Source organism: Streptomyces sp. NPDC058619 (genome assembly GCF_042717785.1).
Lineage (GTDB): Bacteria > Actinomycetota > Actinomycetes > Streptomycetales > Streptomycetaceae > Streptomyces.
The window spans coordinates 123511-145552 of sequence record NZ_JBHXQN010000013.1; the positions used below are offsets into that span (position 1 = coordinate 123511).

Below are 22042 nucleotides of genomic sequence, written 5' to 3' on the forward strand. Positions count from 1 at the left end.
CAGGACCGAGGAGAGCATGAGCGAGGACAGCACGGGACGCGGACGGCGCGACGCCGGCCGGCGCCGACGCAAACCGCCGAAGCGCCGCAAGGCCCTGGCCGTCGCCGCGTGGAGCGCCGCGGTCGTGGTGCTGCTGGGCGGGGCGGGCCTCGGCTACTTCTACTTCAAGTTCAACGGCAATCTGAAGACCGTCGACATCGACGCCGCCCTGGGCAAGGACCGCCCGGAGAACGTCGACAACGGCTCGATGGACATCCTCGTGCTGGGCTCGGACTCCCGCGGCGGCGCCAACGGCGAGTACGGCAAGGACGACGGCGGCTCCGCCCGCTCCGACACCGCGATGATCGTCCACCTGTACGAGGGCCACCAGAAGGCCAGCGTCATATCGATACCCCGCGACACCATGGCCCCCCGCCCGCCCTGCGCCACCGCGAACGGCAAGACCGACCCGGGCGGCCAGCGCCGGCAGTTCAACGAGGCGTACACCACCGGCGGGGCCGCCTGCGCGGTCAAGACGGTCGAGAAGATGTCCGGCATCCGCATGGACCACTACCTCGAGGTCGACTTCACCGGCTTCAAGAAGATCATCGACGACCTCGGCGGCGTCGAGGTGACCACGACCAAGCCCATCAAGGACGACGCCAGCCACCTCGACCTCGCGGCCGGCACGAACAAGCTCAACGGCGAGCAGGCCCTCGGCCTCGTCCGGACCCGCAAGAGCGTCGGTGACGGCAGCGACCTGGGCCGGATACAGCTCCAGCAGGCCTTCATCAAGGCCCTGATCAAGCAGGTCAAGGGCATCGGGCTGTTCGACAACCCCAAGAAGCTGCTCAGCCTCGCCGACTCCGGGACCAAGGCGATCACCACGGACAAGGCGCTCGGCGACGTGAAGTCCCTCATGGGCTTCGCCCAGGGCATGCAGGGCATCGACGCCCAGGACATGCAGATGATCACCCTGCCGGTCTCCCCGGACCCGCGCGACAAGGACCGCGTCGCCCCGCTCGCCAAGGAGTCCAAGCTGGTCTGGGACGCCCTGCTGGCCGACCAGCCGATTCCCGCCGAGGCCACCGAGAACTCGATGGGCGACAAGGGCTCCGCAGGCAAGATCGTGCAGTAGAGCCCCCGGCCACACGGGTTCCGCAGGGGCCACGCCCGGCGGAAGCGGCGGCTCCGCACGGCGCCGGCGGGGGTTCGCGCAGCGCGCGGAATAGATGCCGCCCCCTCCCCGTTGAATCAGGCGTCCTCAGAATTTTGACAGGCAGCCCGGTCCTGGCAGACTGGTCTGTCGGCCCCGGTTCACGCAGCGCGCAATTCGGCTCCTGCGACCCGGCGCCCTCCCAATCTAGGAGACACCTTGAAGAGCGAGATCCACCCCCAGTACGTCGAGACCCAGGTCAGCTGCACCTGTGGCGCCGCGTTCACCACCCGTAGCACCCTCACCGAAGGCTCCATCCGAGCCGAGGTCTGCTCCGAGTGCCACCCGTTCTACACGGGCAAGCAGAAGATCCTCGACACCGGTGGCCGCGTGGCCCGCTTCGAGGCCCGCTTCGGCAAGGGTGCGGCCCAGAAGTAGCGCCACCCAGGCGCCGGTCTCCGGCCGCCCCCTGTCCACGCGGGGGCGGCTGGACCGGCGCCTTTGTCGTCGTTCCAGGCCACTCATAGTCACCCCGCAGTCCCTTTCTTACTTTCACCCCAGGAGTCCCCCGATGTTCGAGGCGGTCGAGGAACTGATCGGCGAGCACGCCGATCTTGAGAAGAAGCTCGCCGACCCTTCGGTGCACTCGGATCAGGCCAACGCGCGCAAGCTGAACAAGCGCTACGCGGAACTGACCCCGATCGTCGCGACCTTCCGGGCGTGGAAGCAGTCGGCCGGGGACATCGAGACGGCCAAGGAGTTCGCGGCCGTCGACCCCGACTTCGCGGCCGAGGCCAAAGAGCTGGCCGTGCAGCGCGAGGAGCTCACCGAGAAGCTCCGCCTGCTGCTGGTCCCGCGCGACCCCAGCGACGACAAGGACGTGCTCCTGGAGGTCAAGGCGGGCGCGGGCGGCGACGAGTCGGCCCTGTTCGCCGGAGACCTGCTGCGCATGTACCTGCGCTACGCCGAGCGCGTGGGCTGGAAGACCGAGATCATCGACGCCACCGAGTCCGAGCTCGGCGGCTACAAGGACGTCCAGGTCTCCGTCCGCACCAAGGGCGGCAACGGCGCCACCGAGCCCGGCCAGGGCGTGTGGGCCCGCCTGAAGTACGAGGGCGGCGTGCACCGCGTCCAGCGCGTGCCGGCCACCGAGTCCCAGGGCCGCATCCACACCTCGGCCGCCGGCGTGCTCGTCACCCCGGAGGCCGAGGAGGTCGAGGTCGAGGTCAACATGAGCGACCTGCGCATCGACGTGTACCGCTCCTCCGGCCCCGGCGGCCAGTCCGTCAACACCACCGACTCGGCCGTGCGCATCACGCACCTGCCCACCGGTGTGGTCGCCTCCTGCCAGAACGAGAAGAGCCAGCTCCAGAACAAGGAGCAGGCCATGCGCATCCTGCGCTCGCGGCTGCTGGCCGCGGCTCAGGAGGCCGCCGAGCAGGAGGCCTCCGACGTGCGCCGCAGCCAGGTGCGCAGCGTCGACCGCTCCGAGAAGATCCGTACGTACAACTACCCGGAAAACCGGATCTCGGACCACCGGACCGGTTTCAAGGCGTACAACTTGGACCAGGTGCTCGACGGCGACCTCGACCCGGTCATCCAGGCCTGCGTCGACACCGACTCGGCCGCGAAGCTCGCGGCCGCGCACTGAGCCCCACCGAACCCCGCACCACCCCCCGTACGACAGCAGCCCGGAGGACCAGCGTGAACTTGCTGCTTGCCGAGGTGGCCCAGGCCACCCAGCGGCTGGCCGCCGCCGGCGTGCCCTCACCGCGCTTCGACGCGGAGGAGCTCGCGGCCTTCGTGCACGGCGTCAAGCGGGGGGAACTGCACCACGTCAAGGACGCGGACTTCGACGCCCGCTACTGGGAGACCGTCGCCCGCCGCGAGGCGCGCGAGCCGCTCCAGCACATCACCGGCCGCGCCTTCTTCCGGTACCTGGAGCTCCAGGTCGGGCCCGGGGTCTTCGTACCCCGTCCCGAGACCGAGTCGGTCGTCGACTGGGCCATACATGCCGTGCGGGCGATGGACGTCGTCGAGCCGCTGATCGTCGACCTGTGCACGGGCTCCGGCGCCATCGCGCTGGCCATGGCGCAGGAAGTGCCGCGCTCGCGCGTGCACGCCGTGGAGCTGTCCGAGGACGCGCTGCGGTGGACCCGCAAGAACGCCGCGGACTCCCGGGTCACCGTCCACCAGGGGGACGCGCTGAGCGCCCTGCCCGAGCTGGACGGCCAGGTCGACCTCGTCATCTCCAACCCGCCGTACATCCCGCTGACCGAGTGGGAGTACGTCGCCCCCGAGGCCCGCGACCACGACCCCGAGATGGCGCTGTTCTCCGGCGAGGACGGCCTCGACACCATCCGCGGCATCGAGCGCACCGCGCACCGCCTGCTGCGGCCCGGCGGCATCGTCGTCATCGAGCACGCCGACACCCAGGGCGGCCAGGTGCCGTGGATCTTCGCCGAGGAGCGGGGCTGGGCCGACGCGGCCGACCACCCGGACCTGAACAACCGCCCGCGCTTCGCGACCGCCCGCAAGGCCATGCCGTGATCCGGGCCGCTTTCCCCAGTGACACCGCCACCACCCCCCTGCTGCACGAGGAGTCCCGCTGATGGCCCGGCGATACGACTGCAACGACGCGACGGACCGCAAGACGGGCCTGCGCGAAGCCGCATCCGCCGTGCGCCGCGGCGAGCTCGTCGTGCTGCCCACCGACACCCTGTACGGGATCGGCGCGGACGCCTTCAGCCCCGAGGCCGTCCACGAGCTGCTCGCCGCCAAGGGCCGCGGCCGCGGCATGCCCACCCCGGTGCTCATCGGCTCCCCGAATACCCTGCACGGCCTCGTCACGGACTTCTCCGAGCAGGCCTGGGAGCTCGTCGACGCCTTCTGGCCGGGCGCGCTGACGCTGGTCGCCAAGCACCAGCCGTCGCTGGCGTGGGACCTGGGGGACACCCAGGGCACCGTGGCCGTACGGATGCCGCTGCACCCCGTCGCGATCGAGCTGCTGACCGAGGTCGGCCCGATGGCCGTCTCCTCGGCGAACCTCACCGGGCACCCGGCGCCCGAGGACTGCGACGCCGCCCGCGAGATGCTCGGGGACTCCGTCTCCGTGTACCTCGACGGCGGCCCGACCCCCGGGATCCAGCCGTCCTCGATCGTCGACGTCACCGGCAAGGTGCCGGTGCTCCTGCGGGAAGGCGCCCTGACCGCCGACCAGCTGCGGGAGGTCGTACCCGACCTCGAGGTCGCCCCGTGAGCCCTGAGGGGCGTGGCATAGCGGGGGAGCACCTCCGGGCGAGCCCCCTCGGATGGAGTCCGGGGGAGGTGAACGGGGGGAACACCTTCCGCATACTCCACGTCAGCACGGGGAACGTGTGCCGCTCGCCCATCACCGAGCGGCTGACGCGGCACGCCCTCTCGCACCGCCTCGGGGGATTCGTCACCGGGGACCTCATCGTGGAGAGCGCCGGCACGTGGGGGCACGAGGGAGCCCCCATGGAGGCGAACGCGGCCGCGGTCCTCGCCGACTTCGGCGCCGACGCCTCCGGCTTCACCGGGCGGGAGCTGCTGGACGAGCACGTCATACGCGCCGACCTGGTGCTGACCGCCACCCGTGACCACCGGGCGCAGGTCATCTCGATGGGCCACTCCGCGGGGCTGCGCACCTTCACGCTGAAGGAGTTCACCCGGCTGGTCCGGGCGATAGATCCGGCCACCCTGCCGCCGCTGGACGACGGGATGGTGGAACGGGCCCGCGCGCTCGTCCGCGCGGCCGCGGCGCTGCGCGGCTGGCTGCTGGCACCGACGCCCGACGCGGACGAGGTGTACGACCCGTACGGGGCGCCGATCACCTTCTTCCGCTCGATCGGCGACGAGATCAACCAGGCGCTGGACCCGGTCGTGACGGCCCTGACGGGCGTCACGACCTCCCGCTGACGGGCGCGGCCTGCACGTCCCCCGACGAGCGGCGGCACCCCCTGCCGACGGGCGTGAGCGCGTGCCGCCGACCGGCTCGGGCGGCGGGAAACGGGTAGCGGGAATATCGTGGCCCTACCCGGTACACCCAGCGCGCGGGAGTCGTGCCATGACCGTCATCACCGAGCAGTCGGCGGAGCTCCTGCGCCGGCAGGACCCGCAGCTGGCCGACATCCTCGACGGGGAGCGGCTGCGGCAGGCCACCACCCTCCAGCTGAGCGCCGCGGAGAACTTCACCTCCGCCGCCGTGCTCGCCGCACTCGGGTCACCGCTCGCCAACAAGTACGCCGAGGGCTATCCCGGCGCCCGCCACCACGGCGGCTGCGAGTACGCCGACCTGGCCGAGCGGGCCGCCGTGGAGCGGGCGATGGCGCTGTTCGGCGCCGAGCACGCCAACGTACAGGCGCACTCCGGCTCCTCCGCGGTGCTGGCCGCGTACGCCGCGCTGCTGCGGCCCGGGGACACGGTGCTGGCCATGGGGCTCCCGTACGGGGGGCACCTCACGCACGGGTCGCCCGCCAACTTCTCCGGCCGCTGGTTCGACTTCGTCGGGTACGGGGTCGACGCCGAGACCGGACTCATCGACTACGAGCAGGTGCAGCAGCTGGCCCGCGCGCACCGGCCGAAGGCCATCGTCTGCGGGTCGATCTGCTACCCCCGCCACCCCGAGTACTCCGCCTTCCGCGAGATCGCCGACGAGGTCGGGGCCTTCCTGATCGCGGACGCCGCCCATCCGATCGGGCTGGTGGCCGGCGGGGCGGCCCCGAGCCCCGTCCCGTACGCCGACGTGGTGTGCGCGACCACGCACAAGGTGCTGCGCGGGCCGCGCGGCGGCATGATCCTGTGCGGCGCCGAGTTCGCCGAGCGGATCGACCGCGCGGTGTTCCCCTTCACGCAGGGCGGCGCCCAGATGCACACCATCGCCGCCAAGGCGGTCGCGTTCGGGGAGGCGGCGGCCCCGGCCTTCACCACGTACGCCCACCGGGTCGTCGCGAACGCCCGGTCGCTGGCCCGGGAGCTAGGCGAGCAGGGGCTGGCGGTCACCACCGGCGGGACCGACACCCACCTCCTCTCGGCCGACCCCGCGCCGCTGGGCCTCGACGGTCCGGCCGCCCGCGCCCGGCTCGCGGCCGCCGGCATCGTGCTCGACACCTGCGCGCTCCCGTACGGGGACCAGCGCGGGGTGCGGCTCGGGACGGCGGCCGTGACCACCCAGGGGATGGGGGAGGCGGAGATGGTCCGGATCGCCGCCCTGTTCGCCGCCGCACTGCGCGGGGAAGCCGCGCGAACGCGTATCGAGGTCAACGAGCTGGCATCGGCATTTCCCCCGTACGGGGAGTAAGAGTGACAAGAGGGGTGTACCGCAACCGGGATACCGCCCCCTCGCGTCCTCGGCACTGGTGACATCGCAGCTAATGTGTGGGGCTGAGATGGCCGGCGATACATCTGGGGCAGCCCGTGCGTGAATATCTGCTGACGCTATGCGTCACGGTCGCGGTGACCTACCTGCTGACCGGGCCCGTGCGGAAGTTCGCGATCGCGGCCGGGGCCATGCCGGAGATCCGTGCCCGCGACGTGCACCGGGAGCCCACACCGCGGCTCGGCGGCATCGCCATGTTCGGCGGACTGTGCGCGGGACTCCTGGTCGCGGACCACCTGCGGAACCTGAACGGCGTCTTCGAGCTGTCGAACGAGCCACGGGCGCTGCTCTCCGGGGCGGCCCTGATCTGGCTGGTCGGCGTGCTCGACGACAAGTTCGAGCTCGACGCCCTGATCAAGCTCGGCGCGCAGATGATCTCCGCCGGCGTGATGGTGATGCAGGGTCTGACCATCCTGTGGATCCCGGTCCCCGGCGTCGGGACGGTGCCGCTCACGCAGTGGCAGGGCAACCTGCTGACCGTGGCCCTCGTCGTGATCACCATCAACGCGGTGAACTTCGTCGACGGCCTCGACGGCCTGGCCGCCGGCATGGTGTGCATCGCCGCCGCCGCGCTCTTCCTCTACGCGTACCGGATCTGGTTCGGCTACGGCATCGAGGCGGCCGCGCCCGCCACCCTCTTCGCCGCGATCCTGATGGGCATGTGCCTCGGCTTCCTGCCGCACAACATGCACCCGGCCCGCATCTTCATGGGCGACTCCGGCTCCATGCTCATCGGCCTGGTGCTGGCCGCCTCCGCGATCTCGATCACGGGCCAGGTCGACCCCGACGCGATGGCGCTCTTCGCGGGCGGCGAGCGGAACGCCACCCACGCGATGCTGCCGGTCTTCATCCCGCTGCTGCTGCCGCTGACGATCATCGCGATCCCGATGGCGGACCTGATCCTCGCCATCGTGCGGCGTACGTGGAAGGGACAGTCGCCGTTCGCGGCCGACCGCGGGCACCTCCACCACCGGCTGCTGGAACTCGGACACTCGCACAGCCGCGCGGTCCTGATCATGTACTTCTGGTCGGGACTGATCGCCTTCGGCGCCGTCGCGTACTCCGTGCACTCCGCCTCGATGTGGATCGTGCTGGCCATCGCCGCGCTGAGCGCGCTCGGCCTGATCATGCTCCTGCTGCCGCGCTTCACCCCGCGGGCCCCGCGCTGGGCGGAGGGCCTGGTCCCGCCGCGCTACCGGCACGCGGGACGGGCCGCGGAAGCCGCGGCCGAAGCGGCCGCGCGGGACACCTCGGGCCGGGAGCCGGAGCCCGCCAGGCCGATCGCGGCGGGCGTCTCCGGCGTCAACGGGGCGACGGCCGTAGGCCCCCGTTCGCGCTTGCCCGACCGGCGCAAGGCCGAGTCCGCCCGGTAAGGCTCAGGGGGCATGTCGGACATCAAGCCCCTTTATCAGGCAAGCCGCCTCGCTGTCCTGCACACACGCGCAGGGTCACTCTCATGTGTGACAGTGAGCACACCCTGAGGGTAAAGCTCTCATCAAATACTTTGTGATACCGTTCACTAAACCCGGCGACAGAGCCGAAGGACCGTAGTGCGACGGTCCATTGGCCCGAGGTCTTCCCTCGGACCGGGCTTACGCTCGTCCCGTACGAGTCCCTTGCCCCCCACCATCACGCGGAGCAAACCGCCATGCGGTCAGATGACGTCCGACTCCTCCTGCAAGCCGCCGTACCCACCGCTGCCGCCGGCGCTCTCGCCGCGGTGATCAGCGCGTTGGTCGTCGGGGGCAAGGGTGCTGTCGGGGCCGTCGTCGCGACGTTGTTGGTGATTCTGTTCATGGGTATCGGGTTCATCGTTCTGCAGCGCACGGCGAAATCACTTCCGCACCTGTTCCAGGCCATGGGGCTCATGCTCTACGCGGCCCAGATCCTGCTGCTCTTCGTCTTTCTCGCCGCGTTCAAGAACACGACCCTGTTCCACCCCAAGGCTTTCGCGATCACGCTCGTCGCAACCACCCTCGTGTGGATCGGCGCACAGACGCGTGCTCATATGAAGGCCAAGATCCTTTACGTCGAACCGGACTCGACCAAGGGCGCCAAGCCCGAGAATCAGGGCCCGACATCGTGAAGGGTAGGGCCGGGATAAGTGGTCGTTCGAGATCCTGCTATCGTCCGGTGCCAACTGCGGCACTGCGGGCGCGGGCATCTGAGCTGACGCCTGTTCCATCGCGAGGCTCGATGCCTGATTGCCGCCCCACCATCCGAAACACCAGTCCAGTGCCGAACCGCGGCTGCTCGCCGCGCCGACACAACGAGGTTGCCGTACCTATGCGCCACGCTGAAGGAGCCCTGCGGTGAGTGCTGCTGACATGACGCTCGCCTTCGATATCAACTGTCATTTCGAAGACGGCACTGGCTGTGGCTTCCCGGGCCCGACCCTGTACTCGTTCCTGTTCAAGCCGATGTTCGGCGACGCGGACAGCAACCTGTACTTCAACAAGACGATGCTGCTGGCCCTGCTGGGCTCGGTCGTCATCGTCGCCTTCTTCTGGGCCGCGTTCCGGAAGCCGAAGGTCGTCCCGGGCAAGCTGCAGATGGTCGCCGAGGCGGGCTACGACTTCGTGCGCCGCGGCATCGTCTACGAGACGCTCGGCAAGAAGGAAGGCGAGAAGTACGTCCCCTTCATGGTCGCGACGTTCTTCTTCGTCTGGATCATGAACCTGTGGTCGATCGTGCCGCTCGCCCAGTTCCCGGTGACCGCGGTCATCGCGTACCCGGCCGGCCTCGCGCTGGTCGTCTACGTCATGTGGATGTCGGTGACCTTCAAGCGCCACGGCTTCGTGGGCGGCTTCAAGAACATCACCGGTTACGACAAGACCCTCGGCCCGGTTCTGCCGATGGTCATGGTGATCGAGTTCTTCTCGAACGTCATCGTCCGCCCCTTCACCCACGCGGTCCGACTGTTCGCGAACATGTTCGCCGGTCACACCCTGCTGCTGCTGTTCACCATCGCCAGCTGGTACCTGCTGAACGGGATCGGCATCGCGTACGCCGGTGTCTCGTTCGTCATGGTCATCGTGATGACCGCGTTCGAGCTCTTCATCCAGGCCGTCCAGGCTTACGTCTTCGTGCTTCTGGCCTGCAGCTTCCTGCAGGGCGCGCTCGCCGAGCACCACTGAGCACGGCCCGCCCCAGAAAATCCCCCAGTCGTCCGGTGGCCAACCCCCACCGGTCCGTGAAAGAGAAGGAAGAACTGGCATGTCCCAGACCCTTGCTGCCGTCACCGGTTCCCTCAGCTCCGTTGGCTACGGCCTCGCTGCGATCGGCCCCGGCGTCGGCGTCGGCATCATCTTCGGTAACGGCACCCAGGCGCTTGCCCGTCAGCCCGAAGCTGCCGGTCTGATCCGCGCCAACCAGATCCTCGGCTTCGCCTTCTGTGAGGCGCTCGCCCTCATCGGTCTGGTCATGCCGTTCGTCTACAGCTGACGAACCCCACGACTAGTCCGATTCGACGAAAGGCACTGATGTGAACCTCCTGGTTCTCGCGGCCGAGGAGCCTCAAAACCCCCTCGTCCCGCCGATCCCCGAGCTCGTCATCGGTCTTATCGCCTTCGTCATCGTTCTCGGCTTCCTCGCGAAGAAGCTCCTCCCGAACATCAACAAGGTTCTGGACGAGCGCCGCGAGGCGATCGAGGGCGGTATCGAGAAGGCGGAAGCCGCTCAGACCGAGGCCCAGAGCGTGCTGGAGCAGTACAAGGCCCAGCTCGCCGAAGCCCGGCACGAGGCCGCGCGCCTGCGCCAGGACGCGCTGGAGCAGGGCACTGCGCTCAAGGAAGAACTGCGCGCAGAGGGCCAGCGGCAGCGTGAGGAGATCATCGCTGCCGGCCACACGCAGATCGAGGCCGACCGCAAGGCCGCCTCTCACACGCTGCGTCAGGACGTGGGCAAGCTCGCCACCGACCTGGCCGGCAAGCTCGTCGGCGAGTCCCTCGAGGACCACGCCCGGCAGAGCCGCACCATCGACCGCTTCCTGAGCGAGCTCGAGGAGAAGGCAGCGTCGAACGGGGCTGCCCGATGAACGGAGCGAGCCGCGAGGCACTGGCCTCCGCGCGCGAGCGTCTCGACGCGCTGACGGACAACACGTCCGTCGACGCGCCGAAGCTCGCCGGTGAGCTGGCTGCCGTCACCACGCTGCTCGACCGTGAGGTCTCGCTGCGTCGGGTCATCACGGACCCGGCGCAGTCCGGCGAGGCCAAGGCCGAGCTGGCCGGGCGCCTGCTGAGCGGCCAGGTCGGCGGGGAAACCCTCGACCTGGTGTCCGGCATGGTCCGGTCCCGCTGGTCGCGGTCCCGCGACCTGGTGGACGCGCTGGAGGAGCTGGCGGACACCGCCGACCTCACTGCGGCCCAGCAGGGCGGCGTCCTCGACGACGTCGAGGACGAGGTCTTCCGCTTCGGCCGGATCGTCGCGTCGAGCACCGAGCTGCGTGCGGCGCTGACCGACCGCGCGGCCACCGCCTCCGCCAAGAGCCAGCTGCTCCGCAGCCTGCTCGGCGGCAAGGCGAACCCGGTCACCGAACGCCTGGTGACCCGGCTTGTCACGCAGCCGCGTGGACGTAGCCTGGAAGCGGGACTCGAGTCCCTCTCCACGCTCGCCGCCGAGCGCCGCAACCGCATGGTCGCCACCGTGACCACCGCGGTTCCGCTCAGCGACGTGCAGAAGCAGCGTCTCGGCGCGGTTCTGGCCAAGCTGTACGGCCGCCAGATGCACCTGAACCTCGAAGTGGACCCCGAGGTCCTCGGCGGGATCGTGGTGCGGGTCGGCGACGAGGTCATCGACGGCACCATCGCGGACCGCCTCTCCGAGGCGACCCGCCGCATGGCCGGCTGACCATTCACCAATAGAACAACGCATTCCTAGCGGCCCGGTTGGGCCGTGCAGAACTTGCAGAAGATTCCTGGGGGTCGCCCCCAGACCCCTAAGAAGCTTCAGGCCCAACAAGGAGAGCAGGGAACCCAGATGGCGGAGCTCACGATCCGGCCGGAGGAAATCCGGGACGCACTGGAGAACTTTGTCCAGTCGTACCAGCCGGACGCGGCCTCGCGCGAGGAGGTCGGAACGGTCAGCGTTGCCGGCGACGGCATCGCAAAGGTGGAGGGCCTGCCCTCCGCCATGGCGAACGAGCTGCTGAAGTTCGAGGACGGCACCCTCGGTCTCGCCCTCAACCTCGACGAGCGCGAGATCGGTGCGGTCGTCCTCGGCGAGTTCAGCGGAATCGAGGAGGGCCAGCCGGTGCAGCGCACCGGCGAGGTGCTCTCCGTAGGCGTCGGCGAGGGTTACCTCGGCCGCGTCGTCGACCCGCTCGGCAACCCGATCGACGGTCTCGGCGAGATCGCGACCGAAGGCCGTCGCGCCCTCGAACTGCAGGCCCCGGGCGTCATGATCCGCAAGTCGGTTCACGAGCCCATGCAGACCGGCTACAAGGCCATCGACGCCATGGTGCCTGTCGGCCGTGGCCAGCGTCAGCTGATCATCGGTGACCGTCAGACCGGCAAGACCGCTCTTGCCGTCGACACGATCATCAACCAGCGCGACAACTGGCGCTCGGGCGACGTGAACAAGCAGGTTCGCTGCATCTACGTCGCCATCGGCCAGAAGGGCTCGACCATCGCGTCCGTTCGCGGCGCCCTGGAAGACGCCGGCGCGCTCGAGTACACGACGATCGTCGCCGCCCCGGCGTCCGACCCGGCCGGCTTCAAGTACCTGGCGCCGTACACCGGTTCCGCCATCGGCCAGCACTGGATGTACGCCGGCAAGCACGTCCTGATCATCTTCGACGACCTGTCGAAGCAGGCCGACGCCTACCGCGCCGTGTCGCTGCTGCTGCGCCGTCCGCCGGGCCGCGAGGCCTACCCGGGCGACGTCTTCTACCTGCACTCCCGTCTGCTGGAGCGCTGCGCGAAGCTCTCCGACGACATGGGTGCCGGTTCGATGACCGGTCTGCCGATCGTCGAGACCAAGGCGAACGACGTGTCGGCGTTCATCCCGACCAACGTCATCTCCATCACCGACGGCCAGTGCTTCCTGGAGTCCGACCTGTTCAACGCGGGCCAGCGCCCGGCGCTGAACGTCGGTATCTCGGTCTCCCGCGTCGGTGGCTCCGCCCAGCACAAGGCGATGAAGCAGGTGTCCGGCCGTCTGCGCCTGGACCTCGCCCAGTACCGCGAGCTGGAGGCGTTCGCCGCCTTCGGTTCCGACCTGGACGCCGCTTCGAAGGCTTCGCTGGAGCGCGGCAAGCGCCTGGTCGAGCTGCTCAAGCAGGGTCAGTACCAGCCCATGCCCGTCGAGGAGCAGGTCGTCTCCGTCTGGGCCGGCACCACCGGCAAGATGGACGACGTCCCGGTCAACGACATCCGTCGCTTCGAGTCGGAGCTGCTGGAGCACCTGCGCCGCGAGCGCAAGGACCTCCTCACCTCCATCGCCGACGGCGGCAAGATGTCGGACGACACCCTGACGTCGATCGCCGACGCCATCGCCGCCTTCAAGCAGCAGTTCGAGACCTCGGACGGCAAGCTTCTGGGCGAGGACGCGCCGGCCGTCAACGTCTCCAAGTGACGACGGAAGGGACCTGACTCATGGGAGCGCAGCTCCGGGTCTACAAGCGTCGCATCCGTGCCGTCACGGCGACCAAGAAGATCACCAAGGCGATGGAAATGATCGCCGCCTCGCGCATCGTCAAGGCGCAGCGCAAGGTGGCGGCATCGATGCCGTACGCGAACGAGCTCACCCGTGCGGTGACCGCGGTGGCGACCGGCTCGAACACCAAGCACGCCCTGACCACCGAGGTCGAGGCGCCGGCGCGTGCCGCGGTCCTGCTCATCACGAGCGACCGCGGTCTGGCCGGCGGCTACTCCTCGAACGCCATCAAGCAGGCGGAGCGGCTCAGCGAGCGGCTCCGCGGCGAGGGCAAGGAGGTCGACACGTACATCGTCGGCCGCAAGGGTCTGGCCTACTTCGGCTTCCGCGAGCGCAAGGTCGCGGAGTCGTGGACCGGCTTCACGGACAGCCCGGCTTACTCCGACGCCAAGCGCGTCGCGGGGCCGCTGATCGAGGCCATCCAGACGGAGACGGCCGAGGGCGGCGTCGACGAGCTGCACATCATCTACACGGAATTCGTGTCGATGATGACGCAGAACGCGGTCGACGGCCGGATGCTGCCGCTCAGCCTCGACAAGGCTGTGGAGGAGACCAGCGCGAAGGGCGAGATCCTTCCGCTGTTCGACTTCGAACCGTCGGCGGAGGACGTCCTCGACGCCCTTCTGCCGCGCTACGTCGAGAGCCGCATCTACAACGCACTGCTGCAGTCGGCCGCTTCCGAGCACGCCGCCCGCCGCCGCGCGATGAAGTCGGCGACCGACAACGCCGGAGACCTCATCAAGAGCCTCTCCCGGCTTGCCAACGCGGCCCGCCAGGCCGAAATCACCCAGGAAATCAGCGAGATCGTCGGTGGCGCGAGCGCCATGGCTGACGCGACCGCGGGGAGTGACAAGTAATGACGACCACTGTTGAGACGGCCGCCGCCACGGGCCGCGTCGCCCGGGTCATCGGCCCGGTCGTCGACGTGGAGTTCCCCGTCGACGCCATGCCCGAGATCTACAACGCGCTGAAGGTCCAGGTCGCCGACCCGGCCGAGGACGGCAAGCTGAAGACGCTGACCCTCGAAGTCGCCCAGCACCTGGGTGACGGCGTGGTCCGCACGATCTCCATGCAGCCCACCGACGGTCTGGTCCGCCGGGCCCCGGTGACCGACACGGGCGAGGGCATCACCGTCCCCGTCGGTGACTTCACCAAGGGCAAGGTGTTCAACACCCTCGGTGAGGTGCTGAACTACCCGGAGGAGAACGCCAACGTCACCGAGCGCTGGCCGATCCACCGCAAGGCGCCCCGCTTCGACGAGCTCGAGTCGAAGACCGAGATGTTCGAGACCGGCGTCAAGGTCATCGACCTCCTCACCCCGTACGTCAAGGGTGGAAAGATCGGTCTGTTCGGTGGTGCCGGTGTCGGCAAGACCGTTCTGATCCAGGAAATGATCTACCGCGTCGCCAACAACCACGACGGTGTGTCGGTCTTCGCGGGCGTCGGTGAGCGTACCCGTGAGGGCAACGACCTCATCGAGGAGATGGCCGAGTCCGGCGTCATCGACAAGACGGCCCTCGTCTTCGGCCAGATGGACGAGCCGCCGGGCACGCGTCTGCGCGTCGCCCTGGCCGGTCTGACCATGGCGGAGTACTTCCGCGATGTGCAGAAGCAGGACGTCCTGTTCTTCATCGACAACATCTTCCGGTACACCCAGGCGGGTTCCGAGGTGTCGACCCTGCTCGGCCGCATGCCCTCCGCGGTGGGTTACCAGCCGAACCTGGCCGACGAGATGGGTCTCCTCCAGGAGCGCATCACCTCGACCCGTGGTCACTCGATCACCTCGATGCAGGCGATCTACGTCCCCGCGGACGACCTGACCGACCCGGCGCCGGCGACCACCTTCGCCCACCTCGACGCGACGACGGTTCTCTCCCGTCCGATCTCCGAGAAGGGCATCTACCCGGCCGTGGACCCGCTGGACTCGACGTCCCGCATCCTCGACCCGCGGTACATCGCGGCGGACCACTACGCCACGGCGATGCGCGTCAAGGGGATCCTGCAGAAGTACAAGGACCTCCAGGACATCATCGCGATCCTCGGCATCGACGAGCTGGGCGAGGAGGACAAGCTCGTTGTCCACCGTGCCCGTCGCGTCGAGCGCTTCCTGTCGCAGAACACCCACGTCGCCAAGCAGTTCACCGGTGTCGACGGTTCGGACGTTCCGCTCGAGGAGTCGATCGTCGCGTTCAACGCGATCTGCGACGGCGACTACGACCACTTCCCCGAGCAGGCGTTCTTCCTGTGCGGTGGCATCGAGGACCTGAAGGCGAACGCCAAGGAGCTGGGCGTCTCCTGATCCGGCGCGCTCCGCGAGGAGCGCATCGGATCCGAAGGATCCACGGAGAGGGGCGGGTGCGTCCCGTCCCTCTCCCCACGCCCATTAGAATTTGACCCAACACCCGGCTTACCCGCCGGGTGGTGACCCGAGGAGCCACCTTGGCTGCTGAGCTGCACGTCGAGCTGGTCGCGGCGGACCGCAATGTCTGGTCCGGCGAGGCCACCCTTGTTGTCGCCCGCACCACGTCCGGCGACATCGGCGTCATGCCCGGTCACCAGCCGCTTCTCGGTGTGCTGGAATCGGGCCCTGTGACCATCCGCACCAGTGACGGCGCCACTGTCGTCGCCGCGGTGCACGGCGGTTTCATCTCGTTCGCGGACAACAAGTTGTCCCTGCTGGCTGAGATCGCCGAGCTCGCTGACGAGATCGATGTCCAGCGGGCGGAGCGGGCACTGGAGCGCGCGAAGTCGGAGGCCGACGCGGCCGCCGAACGTCGCGCGGATGTCCGACTGCGCGCCGTAACGGGCTGAACGTCCGTCGGAGTTTGAATGGCTGATCACCGGAGGGCGACTTCCGGGCTCGGCAGACCTCAGCCGCGGTCCGTTCTGGAGCTTTCCAGACCGGGTCGCGGCTGAGGCGATGCAGGTCGTTTTTTCGCACGCGGTATTTCGATGAGCGAGGAGGTCGGTGAAGATGCTCCTCGCTCTGCTTGTGAGCGGCCTGGTCGTAGCCCTGGTGGTGATCGGGCTGTTTGTCTTCGGCCTGCGCCGCAGACTCATCCAGCGGTCCGGCGGCACCTTCGACTGCAGCATGCGCTGGGGCGTGTCCGAGGAGCCGGACGTCTCGGGCAAGGGCTGGGTGTACGGGGTCGCCCGCTACAGCGGCGACCGGATCGAGTGGTTCCGCGTGTTCAGCTACTCGCCGCGCCCGCGCCGCCTGCTGGAGCGCTCGTCCATCGAGGTGCTCGCCCGGCGCGCGCCCGAGGGCGAGGAGGAGCTGGCCCTGCTCTCCGACGCCGTGGTGCTCGGCGCCCTCCACCGGGGGACGCGCCTGGAGCTGGCGATGAGCGACGACGCGCTGACCGGGTTCCTCGCCTGGCTGGAGGCGGCGCCGCCCGGGCAACGGGTGAATGTGGCCTGAGCGGGTTCCGCGTACGACGTGAAGAAGCCGGGGAGACGGGGGCGGACCCGTCTCCCCGGCTTCGTCTGTCACCGGATGCGCTCAGCGGCGGTTACTGGAGCCCGGTGTGGATCGCGTGGGCGAGCTCACCGTTGGTGGTGTCGCCGCTGAACTCCCAGAAGAACGCTCCCCTGAGGCCCTGCTGCTTGGTCCAGCTCATCTTCGAGGCGACCGTGGCGGGGGTGTCGTAGCTCCACCAGTTGCTGCCGCACTTGGCGTAGGCCGTGCCGGCGATCGTACCGGTGGAGGGGCAGCTGGCCTTGAGCACCTTGTAGTCCTCGATGCCCGGCTCGTAGGTGCCGGGGGCCGGGCCGGTGGCGGTGCCGCCGGGGGTGGCCTGGGTGACGCCGGTCCAGCCGCGGCCGTAGAAGCCGATGCCGAGGTTGAGCTTGGAGCCGGGGATGCCCTTGCCCTTGAGCTTGGTGATCGCGGCCTCGGAGTTGAAGCCGTCCTGCGGGATGCCCGGGTAGGCGCCCAGCGGGGAGTGCGGGGCCGTCGGGCCCTGCGCCGCCCAGGCGCCGAAGAAGTCGTACGTCATGACGTTGTAGAAGTCGACGTACTGGGCCGCGCCGCCGTAGTCGGCCACGTCCAGCTTGCCGCCGTTGGAGCCGTCGGCGGAGATCGCGGCGGTGACCAGGTTGTTCGTGCCGAACTTGGCCCGGGTGGCCTGCATCAGGTTCTTCAGGGAGGCGGCGCCGCTGGTGTCGCAGGTCAGGCCGCAGGAGTTCGGGTACTCCCAGTCGAGGTCGATGCCGTCGAAGACGTCGGCCCAGCGCGGGTCCTCCACCAGGTCGTGGCAGGACTGGGCGAAGGCGGCCGGGTTGGCGGCTGCCTGGCCGAAGCCGCCGGACCAGGTCCAGCCGCCGAAGGACCACAGGATCTTGATGTGCGGGTACTGGGCCTTCAGCTTGCGCAGCTGGTTGAAGTTGCCGCGCAGCGGCTGGTCCCAGGTGTCGGCCTTGCCGTCGACGCTCTGGTCGGCGGTGTAGGCCTTGTCGTAGTCCGCGTAGGCGTCGCCGATGGTGCAGCGGCCGCCCTGGACGTTGCCGAAGGCGTAGTTGATGTGGGTGATCTTGGCGGCGGAGCCCGAGGTGACCAGGTTCTTCACGTGGTAGTTGCGCCCGTAGACGCCCCAGTTGGTGAAGTAGCCGAGCTTGACCTTGGTGCCGGCGCCCGGGTCGGTGCCACCGCCGCCGGGCGTGGTGACGGACAGCGCGCCGGAGGAGGGACCGGTCTGGTCGGCGCTGTCGCGGGCTACCACGGTGTAGCTGTACGCCGTGCCCTTGGTCAGGCCGGTGTCCGAGTAGCTGCGGCCGGTCACCGTGGCGATCTTGGCGCCGCCGCGGTAGACGTCGTAGTTCTTGACGCCCTTGTCGTCGGTGGCGGCCGTCCAGTTCAGGGTCAGCGAGGTCTCGGTGACGTTCGCGGCGGTGGGGGTGCCGGGAGCGGAGGGCGGGGTGTCGCCGGGCTGGGTGGTGCCGTCACAGGAGCCGCCGTTGATCTTGCAGCCGCTTGGGGCGCCGGAGCCGGCGCCGTTGAAGCCGAAGCTGATGCTGGCGCCGGGGGAGAGGGTGCCGTTCCAGCCGAGGTTCTTGCCCGTCCAGTGGGTGCCCGAGCTGGTGACGGTCGCGTCCCAGGCCGAGGTGACCGAGGTTCCGGCCGGGTAGTCCCACTCCACGGTCCAGCTGGTGAGGGTGGTGGTGCCGGTGTTCTTCACCGTCCACTTGCCCTCGAAGCCGGAGCCCCAGTCGGAGACCTTGGTGTACGTCGCGGTCGCGGCGGCGGCGGCCTGCGCCGGGCCGGCCAGCGCGACGAGCCCGCTGATCGGTACGGCGAGCGCGGCCACGACCGCCGCGACCCGCGTGAAGAACCGGGTGCGCCGGCTGCGGGGTGGGGATGCTGTGCTCAAGGGTGTTCCTCCGTAGGTCCGTCGGAGCCGTGGGGCCGGCTCCGACATGGGGGTGGGACCTGCGCCGCCCGTGAGCACGCTTTGTCATGCACGCTCACCACAGTGTTCCGGCGAGCGTAGAAAGGTCTGGACCAACCGTCAAGAGGTCCAGACCGGTGCTCCTAAATGCCCAACTCCCCGGCGAGGACGGCCGCTTGGACCCTGCTGCGCAAGTCCAGCTTCCCCAGCAGTCTGCTGACGTGCGTCTTCACCGTCGCCTCCGCCATTTCCAGCCGCACCGCGATCTCCGCGTTGGAGAGCCCCTCGCCCAGGCAGCCGAGCACCTCCCGCTCGCGGCGCGTCAGCGAGGCCACCGCCGCCGCCGTCTCCGGCGACGTCTGCGGCCGGCGCACCTGCGGCGCCGCGAACTCGGCGATCAGCCGCCGTGTCACCGCCGGGGCGATCAGGCCCTCCCCGCGCGCGACGGTGCGTACCGCCGCGATCAGCTCCGCGGCCTCCGCGTTCTTCAGCAGGAAGCCGGCCGCGCCCGCCCGCAGGGCCCCGAAGACGTACTCGTCCAGGTCGAAGGTGGTCAGGACGAGGACGTCCGCCAGGCCCTCCGCGACCACCTGGCGCGTCGCGGACACCCCGTCGAGGCGGGGCATCTGCACGTCCATGAGGACGAGATCCGGCCGCAGTTCCCGGGCGAGGCGCACCGCCTCCTCCCCGTCGGCGGCCTCGCCCGCCACCTCGATGTCGCCCGCGCTGCGCAGGATCAGCACCAGCCCGGCCCGTACGGCGCTCTGGTCCTCCGCCACCACCACCCGGATGGTCATGCCTCCACCGCCCTCTCCTCCGCGGGCAGGATCGCCCGCACCCGCCACACCGGGCCCGACCGGCCCGCCGTGAACCGTCCGCCCAGCAGCTCCGCCCGCTCCCGCATGCCGATCAGCCCGGCCCCCGAGCCGGGGGCGCGCGGGCCGGGCCGGTCCCCGTACGGGGAGTCCACCGCCACGCTCAGCTGCCCGCCCTCGCGGGCCACGCGCACCGAGACCGTGCCCGGCGCCGCGTGCTTGAGCGCGTTGGTCAGCGACTCCTGCAGGATGCGGTACGCCGCCAGCTCCACGGGCGCCGGCACGGCGGCCCCGGGCGGCCGGTCGTCGTGGAGGACGAATTCCAGCCCGCTTCCCGAACCGGTGGTGCGGGCCTGGCCGAGCAGGGCGTCCAGGCCGTCCAACGAGGGAGTGGCGATCGGTTCCCGGTCCGCCCCGGCGTCCCGCAGCAGTCCGATCAGACGGCGCATTTCGGCCAGACCCTGGACGCTGTTCTCCCGGATCACGCCGAGTGCCTCGCGGCTGGTGTCGGCCCGGTCGATGGAGAGGGCGGCGGTGGAGTGGATGGCGATGGCGGAGAGGTGGTTGGCGACCATGTCGTGCAGCTCCCGAGCCATTCGGGCGCGTTCGGCCGTGACGGCCTGGGTGCGGTCCATCTCGGCGAGCAGCGCCGTCTGCTCTGCGCGCAGCCGGGCCGCCACGGCGACCTCCCGCTGGTTGCGCAGGGTGGCCCCGGTCAGGGCTGGGCCGAAGCCGACGAGGCCGGTGACCACGCCGATCAGCAGCGCCTGCGGGTTCCGCAGCCAGGCCACCGCGACGATCGTGACGGCCACGGTGATCAGGCCGGTGGAGACCGGGAGCCGCCGGGCCATGGCAGGCGTGCCGTAGACCACGGCCGCGTACATCAGGTCGGTGAAGATCAGGACGGTGGCCAGGCTGCCCACCGTGAACTGGTCCGCGACGAGGCCGACGGTGCCGACGTTCAGCGCCACACTGGGCGCGGAGCGGCGCAACAGCTCCATCGAGCCGAGGACCACCAGGGGGATCAGGGCGGCCCAGTCGGGGAGGAAGTTGCGGCTGTCGGCCTGGTGCACGCCGAGCGACCAGAGCACGAGGCCCGTGAACACGCTGACCAGGGCGAGGAGCACGTCGTGGCGGTGGGGGCGGAGGCTTCTCGGGGTCACCCACCCATCCAACACGGTGCACGGGCCGCCGGCCTCGGCGCCGGGGCGGAGGCCGGCTACATCGAAGGGTGCAGTGGTCTTTCGTCACCTCAGATGACGATCCGGGCCCGACCGGGCGGGAGCCTGGGAGGGAACACCGAAGAACCGAGCGGAACGGAGAGCCCCCGTGATCGTCGCCCTGATCATCGCCTGCGAAGTCGGCTTCTGGGTACTGCTGGCGGCCGGCCTGGCCCTGCGCTACCTAGCGAAGAGGCCGCGGCTCGGGGCGGCCGTCCTGCTGTGCGAACCGGTGCTGGAACTCGTCCTGCTGGTCGTCACCACCGTCGACCTCGAGAACGGGGCGGCGCCGGACTGGAAGCACGGTCTCGCCGCGCTCTACATCGGCTACACCGTCGCCTACGGCCACTACACGGTGAAGTGGCTCGACGGCCACGCCGCGCACCGGCTCGCCGGCGGCCCGAAGCCGGCCGGCGCGGGATACGGCACGGTGCGGGCCGTCCACGAGTGGAAGCTGTGGGCCCGCACCGTCGTCGCCGCGGCCGTCGCGCTCGGCCTGCTCCAGGCCGCGATCCTGTACGTGGGCGACGCGGGCGACGTCAGCTCGCTGGAGGCGACGCAGTACGCCGCCCTGCGGGTGGTCGGCATCCACGCCCTCATCGCCCTCGCGTACACGGTCTGGCCGAAGAAGCCCCCGGCCGGCGCCGCGGAGCTGCCCGCCCCGGCGAAGGCCGACGGGTAGCCCCCCGGCGGTGGCCCGGTCGGGTCAGCGCTCGCCGCCCGGCACCCACAGCACGTCCCCGACCTCCTTGTTGGCCACCCGGGCCAGGATGAACAGGAGGTCGGAGAGACGGTTGAGGTAAGTGGCGGTCAGCGGGTTCATCACCTCGCCGTGCACCTCCAGCGCCGACCACGTCGAGCGCTCGGCCCGCCGGACGACCGTGCACGCCTGGTGCAGCAGGGCGGCGCCGGGGGCGCCGCCGGGCAGGATGAAGCTGCGCAGCTTCTCCACCTGCTCCAGGAAGAGGTCGCAGTCCGCCTCCAGCTTGTCGATGTAGAACTGCTCCACGCGCAGCGGCGGGTACTCGGGGTTCTCCACCACCGGCGTGCACAGGTCGGCGCCGACGTCGAAGAGGTCGTTCTGCACCCGGACCAGGACCTTCACGACCTCCTCGGGCAGCGCGCCCAGCGCGATCGCCGTCCCCAGGGCCGCGTTGGCCTCGTTGGCGTCGGCGTACGCGGAGATCCGCAGGTCGGTCTTGGCCGTACGGCTCATGTCGCCCAGGGCGGTCGTGCCCTTGTCGCCGGTACGGGTGTAGATGCGCGTGAGGTTCACCATGCCGCCAGCGTAGTGACGCCCCGCCGGAACGCGCACGCGGTGCCCCGCCGGCGGCCGGCCGCCGGAACCCGGAGCAGGGGCCGGAGCGAACTGGGCGGCTGCGCAGGGACGCTGGGCCGTACCGGTGTGATGTCCGTCAGCCGAGACGTGACGC

Annotated in this window: 23 protein-coding genes; 19 read left to right on the forward strand and 4 right to left on the reverse strand. The window is 69.9% G+C overall.

The annotated features are described in order from the left end of the window. The first annotated feature begins 16 nt into the window (after positions 1–16). The 18 genes from ACFWTC_RS15800 (at position 17) to ACFWTC_RS15885 (ending at position 16608) form a co-directional block, all read left to right on the forward strand. Entirely contained in the window at positions 17–1117 is a 1101-nt protein-coding gene (locus ACFWTC_RS15800) for an LCP family protein (RefSeq protein ID WP_383917374.1), read from the forward strand. A gap of 237 nt (positions 1118–1354) precedes the next feature. Continuing rightward, positions 1355–1573 (forward strand): 50S ribosomal protein L31, encoded by a 219-nt coding sequence (rpmE, locus tag ACFWTC_RS15805; protein WP_267717831.1) that lies wholly within the window; start codon positions 1355–1357, stop codon positions 1571–1573. A 133-nt stretch (positions 1574–1706) separates the two neighbouring features. Further along, positions 1707–2786, forward strand: coding sequence for a peptide chain release factor 1 (gene prfA / locus ACFWTC_RS15810; protein WP_383917371.1), 1080 nt, complete (start codon positions 1707–1709; stop codon positions 2784–2786). A gap of 53 nt (positions 2787–2839) precedes the next feature. Further along, positions 2840–3685 carry a peptide chain release factor N(5)-glutamine methyltransferase gene (gene prmC / locus ACFWTC_RS15815; protein WP_383917368.1) on the forward strand — a complete coding sequence of 282 codons (846 nt, stop codon included), beginning with the start codon at positions 2840–2842 and terminating at the stop codon, positions 3683–3685. 61 nt (positions 3686–3746) lie between these two features. Further along, complete coding sequence (locus tag ACFWTC_RS15820; RefSeq protein WP_351271317.1) at positions 3747–4394, forward strand: L-threonylcarbamoyladenylate synthase; 648 nt, start codon at positions 3747–3749, stop codon at positions 4392–4394. Beyond that, entirely contained in the window at positions 4391–5074 is a 684-nt protein-coding gene (locus tag ACFWTC_RS15825) for a protein-tyrosine-phosphatase (RefSeq protein WP_383917365.1), read from the forward strand. The genes ACFWTC_RS15820 and ACFWTC_RS15825 overlap by 4 nt, the downstream gene beginning before the upstream one ends. Positions 5075–5222: 148 nt before the next feature. Further along, positions 5223–6455, forward strand: coding sequence for a serine hydroxymethyltransferase (gene glyA, locus ACFWTC_RS15830; RefSeq protein ID WP_383917363.1), 1233 nt, complete (start codon positions 5223–5225; stop codon positions 6453–6455). A gap of 116 nt (positions 6456–6571) precedes the next feature. Further along, a complete protein-coding gene (locus tag ACFWTC_RS15835) occupies positions 6572–7906 on the forward strand; it encodes an MraY family glycosyltransferase (RefSeq protein ID WP_383917359.1) in 1335 nt (444 codons plus the stop codon). 275 nt (positions 7907–8181) lie between these two features. Beyond that, on the forward strand, positions 8182–8619 hold the full coding sequence (locus ACFWTC_RS15840; RefSeq protein ID WP_384026754.1) for a hypothetical protein: 438 nt from the start codon (positions 8182–8184) through the stop codon (positions 8617–8619). Positions 8620–8860: 241 nt separating this feature from the next. Then, a complete protein-coding gene (gene atpB / locus ACFWTC_RS15845) occupies positions 8861–9670 on the forward strand; it encodes a F0F1 ATP synthase subunit A (RefSeq protein WP_384026952.1) in 810 nt (269 codons plus the stop codon). A gap of 79 nt (positions 9671–9749) precedes the next feature. Next, the gene (gene atpE, locus ACFWTC_RS15850) at positions 9750–9977 is read left to right on the forward strand and encodes an ATP synthase F0 subunit C (protein WP_030386954.1); all 228 of its coding nucleotides are present in this window, start codon (positions 9750–9752) and stop codon (positions 9975–9977) included. Between the two features lie 40 nt (positions 9978–10017). Then, positions 10018–10569: a F0F1 ATP synthase subunit B gene (locus ACFWTC_RS15855; protein ID WP_384026750.1), complete on the forward strand. Its 552-nt coding sequence runs from the start codon at positions 10018–10020 to the stop codon at positions 10567–10569. Further along, positions 10566–11381: a F0F1 ATP synthase subunit delta gene (locus tag ACFWTC_RS15860; protein WP_384026748.1), complete on the forward strand. Its 816-nt coding sequence runs from the start codon at positions 10566–10568 to the stop codon at positions 11379–11381. The genes ACFWTC_RS15855 and ACFWTC_RS15860 overlap by 4 nt, the downstream gene beginning before the upstream one ends. Positions 11382–11510: 129 nt before the next feature. Next, the gene (gene atpA, locus ACFWTC_RS15865; RefSeq protein ID WP_267717820.1) at positions 11511–13106 is read left to right on the forward strand and encodes a F0F1 ATP synthase subunit alpha; all 1596 of its coding nucleotides are present in this window, start codon (positions 11511–11513) and stop codon (positions 13104–13106) included. Between the two features lie 20 nt (positions 13107–13126). Further along, on the forward strand, positions 13127–14044 hold the full coding sequence (locus ACFWTC_RS15870) for a F0F1 ATP synthase subunit gamma (RefSeq protein ID WP_383917349.1): 918 nt from the start codon (positions 13127–13129) through the stop codon (positions 14042–14044). Beyond that, the gene (atpD, locus tag ACFWTC_RS15875; RefSeq protein WP_383917346.1) at positions 14044–15486 is read left to right on the forward strand and encodes a F0F1 ATP synthase subunit beta; all 1443 of its coding nucleotides are present in this window, start codon (positions 14044–14046) and stop codon (positions 15484–15486) included. The genes ACFWTC_RS15870 and atpD overlap by 1 nt, the downstream gene beginning before the upstream one ends. 140 nt (positions 15487–15626) lie before the next feature. Further along, the gene (locus tag ACFWTC_RS15880) at positions 15627–15998 is read left to right on the forward strand and encodes a F0F1 ATP synthase subunit epsilon (RefSeq protein ID WP_351271292.1); all 372 of its coding nucleotides are present in this window, start codon (positions 15627–15629) and stop codon (positions 15996–15998) included. A 163-nt stretch (positions 15999–16161) separates the two neighbouring features. Then, positions 16162–16608 (forward strand): DUF2550 domain-containing protein, encoded by a 447-nt coding sequence (locus ACFWTC_RS15885; RefSeq protein ID WP_267717815.1) that lies wholly within the window; start codon positions 16162–16164, stop codon positions 16606–16608. A gap of 91 nt (positions 16609–16699) precedes the next feature. On the opposite strand, the gene ACFWTC_RS15890 is transcribed toward ACFWTC_RS15885, so the two are convergent. The 3 genes from ACFWTC_RS15890 to ACFWTC_RS15900 form a co-directional block, all read right to left on the reverse strand. Then, positions 16700–18604: a glycosyl hydrolase family 18 protein gene (locus tag ACFWTC_RS15890; protein WP_384026745.1), complete on the reverse strand. Its 1905-nt coding sequence runs from the start codon at positions 18602–18604 to the stop codon at positions 16700–16702. 113 nt (positions 18605–18717) lie between these two features. Further along, positions 18718–19371, reverse strand: coding sequence for a response regulator (locus tag ACFWTC_RS15895; protein WP_383917340.1), 654 nt, complete (start codon positions 19369–19371; stop codon positions 18718–18720). After that, a complete protein-coding gene (locus ACFWTC_RS15900; RefSeq protein ID WP_383917337.1) occupies positions 19368–20552 on the reverse strand; it encodes a sensor histidine kinase in 1185 nt (394 codons plus the stop codon). The genes ACFWTC_RS15895 and ACFWTC_RS15900 overlap by 4 nt, the downstream gene beginning before the upstream one ends. A 166-nt stretch (positions 20553–20718) precedes the next feature. Between ACFWTC_RS15900 and ACFWTC_RS15905 the strand changes: the two genes are divergently transcribed. Continuing rightward, complete coding sequence (locus tag ACFWTC_RS15905; RefSeq protein WP_383917334.1) at positions 20719–21291, forward strand: hypothetical protein; 573 nt, start codon at positions 20719–20721, stop codon at positions 21289–21291. A 24-nt stretch (positions 21292–21315) separates the two neighbouring features. Here ACFWTC_RS15905 and ACFWTC_RS15910 read toward each other — a convergent pair whose 3' ends face one another. Continuing rightward, positions 21316–21888 carry a cob(I)yrinic acid a,c-diamide adenosyltransferase gene (locus ACFWTC_RS15910; RefSeq protein ID WP_383917331.1) on the reverse strand — a complete coding sequence of 191 codons (573 nt, stop codon included), beginning with the start codon at positions 21886–21888 and terminating at the stop codon, positions 21316–21318. Positions 21889–22042 lie beyond the last annotated feature (154 nt).

Excerpts from the sequence above, each read along its gene's own strand:
- ACFWTC_RS15890 (WP_384026745.1), bottom strand. The coding sequence starts at position 18,604 with ATGTCGGAGCCGGCCCCACGGCTCCGACGGACCTACGGAGGAACACCC.
- ACFWTC_RS15895 (WP_383917340.1), bottom strand. The coding sequence starts at position 19,371 with ATGACCATCCGGGTGGTGGTGGCGGAGGACCAGAGCGCCGTACGGGCC.
- prfA (WP_383917371.1), top strand. The coding sequence starts at position 1,707 with ATGTTCGAGGCGGTCGAGGAACTGATCGGCGAGCACGCCGATCTTGAG.
- atpE (WP_030386954.1), top strand. The coding sequence starts at position 9,750 with ATGTCCCAGACCCTTGCTGCCGTCACCGGTTCCCTCAGCTCCGTTGGC.
- atpD (WP_383917346.1), top strand. The coding sequence starts at position 14,044 with ATGACGACCACTGTTGAGACGGCCGCCGCCACGGGCCGCGTCGCCCGG.
- ACFWTC_RS15910 (WP_383917331.1), bottom strand. The coding sequence starts at position 21,888 with ATGGTGAACCTCACGCGCATCTACACCCGTACCGGCGACAAGGGCACG.
- ACFWTC_RS15885 (WP_267717815.1), top strand. The coding sequence starts at position 16,162 with ATGCTCCTCGCTCTGCTTGTGAGCGGCCTGGTCGTAGCCCTGGTGGTG.
- ACFWTC_RS15840 (WP_384026754.1), top strand. The coding sequence starts at position 8,182 with ATGCGGTCAGATGACGTCCGACTCCTCCTGCAAGCCGCCGTACCCACC.
- atpB (WP_384026952.1), top strand. The coding sequence starts at position 8,861 with ATGACGCTCGCCTTCGATATCAACTGTCATTTCGAAGACGGCACTGGC.
- glyA (WP_383917363.1), top strand. The coding sequence starts at position 5,223 with ATGACCGTCATCACCGAGCAGTCGGCGGAGCTCCTGCGCCGGCAGGAC.
- ACFWTC_RS15860 (WP_384026748.1), top strand. The coding sequence starts at position 10,566 with ATGAACGGAGCGAGCCGCGAGGCACTGGCCTCCGCGCGCGAGCGTCTC.
- ACFWTC_RS15870 (WP_383917349.1), top strand. The coding sequence starts at position 13,127 with ATGGGAGCGCAGCTCCGGGTCTACAAGCGTCGCATCCGTGCCGTCACG.
- atpA (WP_267717820.1), top strand. The coding sequence starts at position 11,511 with ATGGCGGAGCTCACGATCCGGCCGGAGGAAATCCGGGACGCACTGGAG.
- ACFWTC_RS15820 (WP_351271317.1), top strand. The coding sequence starts at position 3,747 with ATGGCCCGGCGATACGACTGCAACGACGCGACGGACCGCAAGACGGGC.
- ACFWTC_RS15800 (WP_383917374.1), top strand. The coding sequence starts at position 17 with ATGAGCGAGGACAGCACGGGACGCGGACGGCGCGACGCCGGCCGGCGC.